Raw genomic sequence first — 9107 nt, 5'->3', positions numbered from 1 at the left:
GATGAGCCGGATTTGGGCAAAGCGATTAAGCGAACCCTGACCCAAGAAGCCTATGTGGTGGACTGGGTGCGGTCGGGGGATGAGGCGCTAGCCTATCTGGAAAATGATTTGCCGCTTTATACAATTGGGGTGTTTGACTGGATGCTGCCAGGACGGTCGGGAATCGAGCTGTGTCAGTGGCTGCGATCGCACCATCATGCCCTGCCCGTTTTGATTTTGACTGCCAAGGATCAAATTGAGGATCGGATTACGGGGCTAGATGCTGGAGCCGATGATTATCTGGTCAAACCCTTCAGCATGGCCGAGTTGCTGGCCCGACTACGGGCACTGCGGCGACGGCAACCTGAGATTAAGCCGAGTCAAATTCAGGTGGGGCCGTTGATGCTGGATTGCGATCGCAGAATGGCCTTTCTCAATGCTGGTGAACGAACCGAGCAGGCCATCGAACTAACTCAGAAAGAGTTTCAGTTGCTTCAGTACCTGATGGAGCACCCGAACCGGATTCTGACCCGCGATCAGGTGCTGAATCAGCTCTGGGAAATTGGCGCTGAACCCAACAGCAACGTCGTTGCGGCTCAAATGCGGCTCCTGCGGCGGAAGCTGGCCAAGTATCACTGTGATGATTTGATTGAAACTGTCTATGGCATGGGATACCGCTTCAACACCGAATAAGCTATTTCGTCGCAGCCGCTGGCAGCTCACGGTCTGGTACACTGGCGTGATGACGGCAGTACTGGGGCTGAGCGGCTTTGGCGTCTATGAAGCGATTGCCCATGCCCATCGGGTCACGGCTGACCGCGAACTGAAGTCTGTGGCCGAAACGGTTCATGATGCCCTGGAAACTACGCTCACGGCTAACGGTCAAATTGATGGCCTGTCGCAAAATTTGTTGCCCAATCTGTGCGTGGCCGGAGAACCCTGTCAGGTGCCATTTGAGGCATCGCGGGGGCATCATGGCGGATCGCCCTATCGCGGCAGCTACTATTTTCGCGTGCTGTCGCCGGATCAAACGCTACTAGCAACGGCAGGCATCCTGCCCGAAGGCTTGCCAATGACAGATACCGAAGCCGCTTGGCACACGCTGCGAGATGACGCGAACAACCAGTATCGCCAGATTGCGCTACCGCTTTACAACCTCAACGATCAAAGCCGTCTGGGCACGCTGCTGGTCGGGCGCTCCTTCAGCGATTTTGCCGCTTACCTCGACATGATTCGCTGGATTATCGTCCTCAGCTTACCGCTCACGGTAGGACTAATTGCGATCGCAAGTTGGTGGTTAGCGGGAGTTGCCTTGAAACCTGTCCGAGTCTCGTACCGCAATATTCAGCAATTTACGGCTGATGCTGCTCATGAACTGCGTACGCCTCTAACTGCGACGCAGGCAACAGCGGAATCGGTGTTGCGACTGCCCCACATTTCGGATGAAGAAGCGCGGGAAACGCTACAGGTAATCACCCGTCAGAACCAGCGGTTGACAACCCTCGTCAGTGACCTGCTGCTGCTGTCTCGATTAGACATTCAACGTTCAACTGCCCAAACCCCCTGCTGTTTACAGGATGTGCTGAGCGATATTGAAGAAGAACTGGCCGCACTTGCGATCGCAGCTGAGATTCAACTGGTGCTTGACCAACCCGCTGAACCGCCGATCATCGTCCTGGGTAATGAAGCACATCTCTATCGGCTGGTGCTGAATGTAGTGAGTAATGCCCTCCAGCACACCCCACCGGGTGGCAAGGTCATCATCCGGCTACAGCAAAGTACCCGCAACACATTCCCGGAAGGCGAAAAGCGACAGGCGATAATTACCGTAGAAGACACAGGCATTGGTATTGCTCCAGCCGATCAGCAGCGGATTTTTGAGCGGTTCTATCGAGTCGATAAAGCCCGTTCTCGATACAGCGGCGGTTCGGGATTGGGGCTATCAATTGCCCTTGCGATCGCGCAGGCTCACGGCGGCGAAATTCAGGTTCAGAGCGAGCTAGAACGGGGCAGCACCTTCACCATTCTGTTGCCCACCTCCGCACTGCGTAATATCGCATGGCAAACCCCCATCAGTTGATTGATGCGGCAATGACCAGGGCAATCAGGCTGACCAGGGCGAATCCTGCCCGCGCTACGTGAGAATATTCCCAGCGATTGCGCAAGTTTGTCCAGGCCCACGAACGGGGATCGTCCGGCTTCACTCCAAAGGCGAAAAAGCCAGTACTCACGTTGCTTAAGTCCTCATTTTGCAGCCAGAACTGGTTCACGGGATGGGTAATCAGCCAGTACACGCCTTGCATACCGATGATGCCTAGTAAGGCTATACCGATTAGCCAGAATTCTATGCTGCCTAGTCGCACAAGGAACAGCAGAATCAGCATCAGGATCAGACTCATGGGTTCACTGATGCCGCCAATCGTGAAACCAGGATAATAAATGGGCTGCACGGCGTAGTAGGTCTCTTTTGAAAGCCGCAGTTTTCCTGGTAGCTCCAGAGCATGAGCCAGCGCAAGGGCCATTGCGATCGCAACCACCACCACAGTCAAAACCTGTAAAACAGTTAACATGACGAATACCTCTTGGTGAGTCAAAGCACAGGGGCCGAAGGCACACGACTCCGGGAGTGATGATCTGGAATTTTAACCAGGACAGACATTAGACTAGCGCTAAACCCAAGCAAATACAGCCCAAATCGAGCCGCATGAGCATATTCCCAGCGAGCGCGATAGGTCATCCAGTTGGCGGGCAATGCATCGACCGTCCAGGTCTCCACCGCTGTATTGACTGGGCCATTGTGTAGTTGCCAGACTATCAAGGCCAGACTAATGCAGATAGATGCCAGCAGGCTCCAGCGAAAGGAATGCCGCTGTTTTCGGAGCAGGACGGTAACTGCGATCGCACTGAGAAATGCGACAACTTCAATCGGGCCTAACACTTGACCAAATCCCTCATAAAGGCGTTGTTGCACCCAGAGATAGTTCTCAGCAGAGAGTGATATTTTGTTGGGCAATTCCAGTAGATGAGCGAAGGCCACTCCAGCAGATAATCCCGTTGAAATAATGGTTGTAAAGGCCAATATCTTTGAGAGCTGGTTCATGGTTTATATCTCCGTTCCTCCTTGGATGAGGTTACGGCTCACACGGTAGGCTATGAGTGTTTCAAGATTCTTTCAAATTGGTAATAGTTAGTAACAGGGAATTAGATGATGCGACAAAAAATCAGTCATCAATCACCTAAGGGATTTGGCTCAATTGAGCATCGGCAAAATGCTACTCTTTTGCTGCGGCGTAAGGCTCAAGCTGATACCCAGGGCTATCCGATCGCAACGATTGCTTACTATGGCCCTGATGAGGACACTGCGACCAAAGTCGCCGTTGGAATTGTCGATCAGTCCCAAGAAGTCATCGATTTAAAGCGTTGGCTTGCAGATGGGATCGAAATCCGGATGGACGACACCGTAAATCGTCAAATTCTCGATTTCATCAAGCGCAAACGGGCCAAGCGGGTAATTATGACTGACGGAATTATCGGCTGTCCCCATGAAGAAGGTATTGACTATCCTAAGGGAGAAAACTGCCCGGAGTGTCCCTACTGGGCCGACAAACGTTGAAATACAACTGCAATCAACTGTTGCCGAGATGAAACAAAGTTGATTAAGCGCTCAATCTAGAATGGCGGTATGACTGAGCTTCCCTTGATTTTGATTGTGGATGATGACCGCGAGATTCGCGATTTGCTGTCGCGATTTCTGACTCGGCATGGCTATCGGGTTGAGACGGCGGCTGATGGGGCAGGCATGTGGCGCTCACTCGATATCCATTCCATCGATTTGATTGTGCTGGATTTGATGCTGCCGGGAGATGATGGTTTGGCTCTGTGCCAAAAATTACGGTCTACTTCTACGCTGCCTATTGTGATGTTGACTGCCATTGGTGACGATGCGGATCGAATTGTGGGGCTGGAACTAGGGGCCGACGACTACGTGACCAAGCCGTTTAATCCGAGGGAGCTGCTGGCACGGATCAAAGCTGTCTTACGCCGAATTGAGTATGTCACGGTCGAAGTCCAGCAGAAACCACCCAAAGGATTTGGGTTTAATGGTTGGCAATTGGATCTGGCCAAACGAGAACTCTGTTCTCCCGATGGAGTGCTGATTCCCTTAACGGCCAATGAGTTCGACCTCTTAGCTGCATTCGCAGAGCATCCCCAGCAGGTGCTGAGCCGTGATCAACTGCTAGAGCTGACGAAGGGATATGAAGCCGCTCCCTTTGATCGCAGTGTGGATGTGCAACTGAGCCGTCTGCGCCGCAAAATTGAAGCGAATCCTAAAGCACCAACCCTGATTAAAACAGTGCGAGGTGGTGGCTATCTTTTTACACCAGTGGTGGAGAAACGATGAAGCGGATCAAGCGATTATTACCCAGCAGTCTAACAGGGCGAGTTACGCTGATTTTGACGATGGGATTTTTCTCAGCCCAGGCGATCGCTGTATGGCTACTGGTTCACGATCGCACTGTCACCGCAATGAAGATATTTGGTTTATCTGTTGCGGATAGAGTTGTCACTATTATCGACGTGATGGAAACGCTGCCACCAGATGAGCAGGTCAAGCTATTGGAAGCACTCCACAGCCCCCGGTTTCAGGTCAGCGTTTTAGACCAGCCGCCATCCCAGCCCCAGCGGGAAGCGTGGCACGCCGACGAGATTCGCCAGGACGTGCGATCGCACCTCATACCCCAGCTTAGCCAACCCATTCAGATCCAAGTGCTTGACCGCTGGTCGAACAGTCCGCTCCTAGATCAGTCAGATGGTTCTGCTCTTGTGCCGCTGCTATCTAGCCGTCAAACGATGGTGATTGCCGTTCAACAAACTCGCGATCGCTGGTTAGTCTTTGTCACCCCCTCAGACATCATTTCTCTGCGCAGCAGCAGTCACCGCTGGTTTGTGTTTCTGTTTATCGGACTTGCCATTTGGCTGCTGTCGCTTTGGGCAGCTCGACGAGTCACCCAGCCGATTACCCAATTTGCCACTGCCGCTGAGCAGTTCGGTCGGGATATTAATGCACCGCCGCTCCCCGAAGCGGGGTCGCGTGAACTCCGTCAATCCATTCAAGCTTTCAATCAAATGCAGGAACGGCTGCGGCGTCTGGTAAATGAGCGCACGTTTATGCTGGCCGCCATTGCCCATGACTTGCGAACGATCCTCACCCGGCTGAAACTGCGGGCTGAGTTTATTGATGATGGGGAGCAGGCTCAGAAGGCGATTGCTGACATTGACCAAATGCAGACCATGCTCACGGAAACCTTGACCTTTGCCCGCGCAGAATCCACCACCGAAGCCTTCGTTAAGCTGGATTTGGCGAGCCTACTCCAAAGCCTGTGTGATGATGTTGTTGATACAGGGAAAAAGGCAATCTATCAGGGACCAGTCCACGTGACCTATGTTGGTCAACCTACTGCTCTACATCGAGCGTTCATGAACCTGATTCACAATGCAGTGACCTACGGGAACGAAGCGGAGGTGATGCTGCGCTCGAAGCAGGAGAGGCTTGAGGTAGTAATTTGCGATCGCGGTTTCGGCATTCCCGCTGAATTCCAAGACAAAATCTTTGAACCGTTCTTTCGTCTAGAACAATCCCGCAACCGAGAAACCGGAGGAACCGGGCTGGGATTAGCCGTCGCTCAAACCATCATCCAACGTCATAGCGGTACCATCCAGGTACAAAGCCAGTTAAACAGTGGGAGCACATTCACGATCACGCTACCCACTGTCTAAACGGATTAGGCTATCGCTGTCCTCGATGCATCCAACCAGGCATACCGCCAACCTCGTACCAGTCTTGCAGCCAAGACTGCATCTGCCAGATTTCCTGCCGCTGGGTATTGGCGATATTCTGGGCAAAAGGCTGTACGTCCTGATGCTCAACCAGACCGTGATTTACCAATCGCTGCGACATCATCACGGCTCCCATATGGTGCATGACCATATCTTCTAGAAACGCCTGATCCAGCGCATCCCCTTCAAGCTGACTGAGGTCGCGCATCATAGGAGTGTAGGTCAGACTGGTTTCCTGACCGGGATACCATTCGTCCAGCCACGCCTGCATCTGCTCAATTTCGGCGGTTTGCACATCCTAGTTTAAATCCTCATACCTAGCTGGAGGATTACAAGCTAACCGTATTCCAGAAACCATAATTTACACTTCTTGATACATCTCAATTCAGCATTCGATGTTCGATCATTGAGAACAAAGCACGATTTCTGCCAAACTCCTACCGGGTTGGACTTAGGCTAGTTTGGCTCGGCGTAGCATCACCGCATTGATCGCCACAATCACTGTGGAAAGGCTCATCAGTAAAGCCCCTATCGCTGGTGACAGCACGATGCCCCAAGCCGACAGTACGCCTGCTGCCAGTGGAATGGCGATCACGTTGTACCCGGTGGCCCAGAATAGATTTTGAATCATCTTGCTGTAGGTCTTCTTCGCTAGCACCAGCGCCTTTACTGCATCTAGGGGATCGTCTTCCACTAGTACCAAGTCAGCGGATTCAATGGCCACGTTGGTACCCGCCCCAATCGCTAAGCCCATATTGGCTTCCAGCAAAGCGGCTGCATCGTTGATGCCGTCACCCACAAAGGCAGTAGGAGCCTCTTGTTTCAGCTCTCTGATGCGATTCACTTTGTCTTCAGGCAGCACGCGGGCGTAGTAGCGATCGATGCCCAGATCTTCAGCAACAGCACGCGCAACGGCTTCGGCATCCCCGGTAATCATCACCGCCTGGATGTCCATCTCATGCAGGCGATCGATGGTGGTGCGGGCACGTTCTCGGATCTGGTCAGCCATTGAGATAACTGCGATCGCACGTTCAGTAGTCATCAGCACAACAGCGCTTTCACCCCGCTCATCGGCTCGGCTTAATGCCTGTTGCAGTGGAGCAGAAAACGATAGATGTTGCTCCTGCACCCATTCCGGTCGTCCAACGCGATAGGTTTGTCCATTGATCAGGCCCTCTACGCCCCGTCCAGTCACGGTTTGGAAGTCACGCGTTTGGGGTAGAGCTAGCTGCCGCCGATGAGCTGAATCGACGATTGCTTTCGCAAGAGGATGCTCGGAGGGATTTTCTAGGGCAGCGGCAATGGCTAACGCTTCATCCTCATCCATGCCGTCCACAGCGACGTTTTGGACGCCAAACTTGCCTTGGGTCAGCGTTCCAGTTTTGTCGAAAGCGACGATTTTGATATCCTTGGCTCGTTCGAGAGAATCACGGTTGCGTACCAAGATGCCGTTGCGAGCAGCCAGTCCAGTGGAGTTGGCAATCACGAGCGGAATCGCTAGCCCCAAGGCATGGGGACAGGTGATCACTAGAACCGTTACTGCTCGGTTGATGGAGAAGATCAGATCCGCCAGCGTTAGCCAAACGATAAAAGTAAGGGTGCCAACCGAAATGGCGATGATCGTCAGCCAGTAGGCCACTTTATCTGCGAGTACCTGATAGCGACTGCGGGAGGACTGCGCTTCTTCGACCAGCCGCATAATCTGGCTAATGGCGGTGTCTGCTCCAATACGAGTCACTCTGACCTGTACGGAACCTTCCGTATTCACCGACCCCGCAACTACTTCATCCCCAACCTCCTTATAAACGGGCTTTGATTCACCCGTCAGGAACGATTCGTTGACGCTGGTGTGGCCCTCAATCACTTCGCCATCATTGGGAATTTGTTCGCCAGGACGAATTAGGATGACATCGTTGACTTGGATCTCATCAACCGAAACATCTTCAATGTGACCATTCCGCATCCGATGCGCTGCGTTAGGCACCAGGGTCGAGAGTTCTTCTAGCGCTTTGCTCGCTCCCTGCACCGAGGCCATCTCAACCCAGTGGCCCAGCAGCATGATGTCGATCAGCGTCGCTAGTTCCCAATAGAAGGGCATTCCCTCCAGGCCCAGGGACACAGCAATACTATATACAAACGCCACCGTAATTGCCAGCGCAATCAGTGTCATCATGCCGATCTTGCCCTGAAACTCGTGCCACGCGCCCTTGAGAAATGGCCAGCCGCCATAGAAATAGAGGGCAATGCCGAGAATGGGATTAATCCAACCAGAGCTAGGAAATGCGATCGCTTCATACCCCAACCACCCCTGAAGCTGTGGTGAAAAGTAGAGAATCGGCAGCGTCAAAATCAGCGATACGAAAAATCGCTGCTTGAACATGGCCGGACTGTGATGCCCATGACCGCTGTGACCGCCATGCCCCCGGTGTCCGCCACGGGCGCTATGAGCGTGGTCGCCATGATATGCACCAGCAGCCTCTACGGGATGACCAGTGTGGCTTTTATGAGCGCCATCGACTCTAGAATTTTCGGCTTGGGTGCTGTGGTGGTGAGGATGATTCATAGGACTTGGCTGAGCATCCGCTCGCAGGAGTGAATGGGTTTACGTTAAAGCCTCAAGTCAACTGTAAGCTCCAGTATTTGATGTAAAACTTAATCTTGGAGGGCCAACGTTAGCGACTTGATCTGGTTTTGACTTATGAACCGATCACTCCGTATGGCTAGCGAAGTGGGTTTAGGCGGTTGCCATCCCAACTTTGGCAATCTTGCGATATTCTTCTGCGGCCTCACGGCAGGAACGGGCACACTTTTTACAGTGATCCATGTCGTACTTGTCGGGATAGCGAAAAAGAGCATATTTCTACACCTACCAATAGCAAGAAGCCCTACTTCATTAAATTGGAGTAGGGCCATTTCATGGTGATTTCATCTTGATGGGCTAGCAGCTTTTCCAGGGTCTATAAACTTAAGCCCTTGACTCTCTAGTCAGGTAGAGACTGCAAGATAGAACTATTACGAGCGAGAGAACTGGATTGAGCCATGACCGCAATTAAGCGAAGAAACTTTTTGAGCTTGAGTGCAGGCGCAGCCGTTGCAGTCTTGCTGTCTCAATGTTCACGGGAAAACAATGACGTCAGTTCTACTGATGTTGCTGGCACTCAGGCCCAAATCTTGACGAGCGAAGCCGGACTGCTCCAGGTTGCGCTGGCAGCAATGCCCCAAACGGTTCAGCTTGGTAACCGCAACGCCAATCTGCTCGCCTATAATGGCCAAGTCCCTGGGCCTCGCCT

10 protein-coding genes and 1 pseudogene are annotated in these 9107 nt (G+C 52.7%); 6 read left to right on the top strand and 5 right to left on the bottom strand.

Features of this window, described 5'->3' with window-relative positions:
• Both rppA and rppB read left to right on the top strand, forming a co-directional pair.
• Positions 1-672: two-component system response regulator RppA (gene rppA / locus AC286M_RS37255; RefSeq protein WP_488209203.1), on the top strand; the 672-nt coding region annotated here is incomplete at its 5' end.
• The gene (rppB, locus tag AC286M_RS37250) at positions 641-2059 is read left to right on the top strand and encodes a two-component system sensor histidine kinase RppB (RefSeq protein ID WP_488206079.1); all 1419 of its coding nucleotides are present in this window, start codon (positions 641-643) and stop codon (positions 2057-2059) included. The genes rppA and rppB, both read left to right, overlap by 32 nt.
• Here rppB and AC286M_RS37245 read toward each other — a convergent pair.
• On the bottom strand, positions 2052-2549 hold the full coding sequence (locus AC286M_RS37245; protein ID WP_488206080.1) for a hypothetical protein: 498 nt from the start codon (positions 2547-2549) through the stop codon (positions 2052-2054). The genes rppB and AC286M_RS37245 overlap by 8 nt on opposite strands.
• Before the next feature lie 20 nt (positions 2550-2569).
• Positions 2570-3079 (bottom strand): hypothetical protein, encoded by a 510-nt coding sequence (locus AC286M_RS37240; protein WP_488206081.1) that lies wholly within the window; start codon positions 3077-3079, stop codon positions 2570-2572.
• Between the two features lie 105 nt (positions 3080-3184).
• Between AC286M_RS37240 and AC286M_RS37235 the strand changes: the two genes are divergently transcribed.
• The 3 genes from AC286M_RS37235 (at position 3185) to AC286M_RS37225 (ending at position 5757) form a co-directional block, all read left to right on the top strand.
• Positions 3185-3592, top strand: coding sequence for a hypothetical protein (locus AC286M_RS37235; protein ID WP_488206082.1), 408 nt, complete (start codon positions 3185-3187; stop codon positions 3590-3592).
• Positions 3593-3661: 69 nt separating this feature from the next.
• Positions 3662-4381 (top strand): response regulator, encoded by a 720-nt coding sequence (locus tag AC286M_RS37230; RefSeq protein WP_488206083.1) that lies wholly within the window; start codon positions 3662-3664, stop codon positions 4379-4381.
• A complete protein-coding gene (locus tag AC286M_RS37225) occupies positions 4378-5757 on the top strand; it encodes a sensor histidine kinase (protein WP_488206084.1) in 1380 nt (459 codons plus the stop codon). The genes AC286M_RS37230 and AC286M_RS37225 overlap by 4 nt, the downstream gene beginning before the upstream one ends.
• 10 nt (positions 5758-5767) lie before the next feature.
• Here the strand turns inward: AC286M_RS37225 and AC286M_RS37220 are convergent, their stop codons facing one another.
• From AC286M_RS37220 to AC286M_RS37210, 3 genes are all read right to left on the bottom strand, one after another.
• Entirely contained in the window at positions 5768-6112 is a 345-nt protein-coding gene (locus AC286M_RS37220) for a DUF305 domain-containing protein (RefSeq protein WP_488206085.1), read from the bottom strand.
• 156 nt (positions 6113-6268) lie between these two features.
• Positions 6269-8380 carry a copper-translocating P-type ATPase gene (locus AC286M_RS37215; protein ID WP_488206086.1) on the bottom strand — a complete coding sequence of 704 codons (2112 nt, stop codon included), beginning with the start codon at positions 8378-8380 and terminating at the stop codon, positions 6269-6271.
• Positions 8381-8551: 171 nt separating this feature from the next.
• Positions 8552-8641 (bottom strand): hypothetical protein, encoded by a 90-nt coding sequence (locus AC286M_RS37210; RefSeq protein WP_488206087.1) that lies wholly within the window; start codon positions 8639-8641, stop codon positions 8552-8554.
• A 215-nt stretch (positions 8642-8856) separates the two neighbouring features.
• On the opposite strand from AC286M_RS37210, the pseudogene AC286M_RS37205 reads away from it, so the two are divergent.
• A pseudogene (locus tag AC286M_RS37205) lies at positions 8857-9107 on the top strand (multicopper oxidase family protein); the annotation flags it as partial.

The sequence above is a fragment of the Thainema salinarum CENA647 genome (genome assembly GCF_057732415.1).
This window is presented reverse-complemented; position numbering and strand designations above follow the sequence as displayed.

Coding starts and splice junctions, on each gene's coding strand:
- rppB (WP_488206079.1), top strand. CDS start 641: ATGGCATGGGATACCGCTTCAACACCGAATAAGCTATTTCGTCGCAGC.
- AC286M_RS37245 (WP_488206080.1), bottom strand. CDS start 2,549: ATGTTAACTGTTTTACAGGTTTTGACTGTGGTGGTGGTTGCGATCGCA.
- AC286M_RS37240 (WP_488206081.1), bottom strand. CDS start 3,079: ATGAACCAGCTCTCAAAGATATTGGCCTTTACAACCATTATTTCAACG.
- AC286M_RS37235 (WP_488206082.1), top strand. CDS start 3,185: ATGATGCGACAAAAAATCAGTCATCAATCACCTAAGGGATTTGGCTCA.
- AC286M_RS37230 (WP_488206083.1), top strand. CDS start 3,662: ATGACTGAGCTTCCCTTGATTTTGATTGTGGATGATGACCGCGAGATT.
- AC286M_RS37225 (WP_488206084.1), top strand. CDS start 4,378: ATGAAGCGGATCAAGCGATTATTACCCAGCAGTCTAACAGGGCGAGTT.
- AC286M_RS37215 (WP_488206086.1), bottom strand. CDS start 8,380: ATGAATCATCCTCACCACCACAGCACCCAAGCCGAAAATTCTAGAGTC.
- AC286M_RS37210 (WP_488206087.1), bottom strand. CDS start 8,641: ATGGATCACTGTAAAAAGTGTGCCCGTTCCTGCCGTGAGGCCGCAGAA.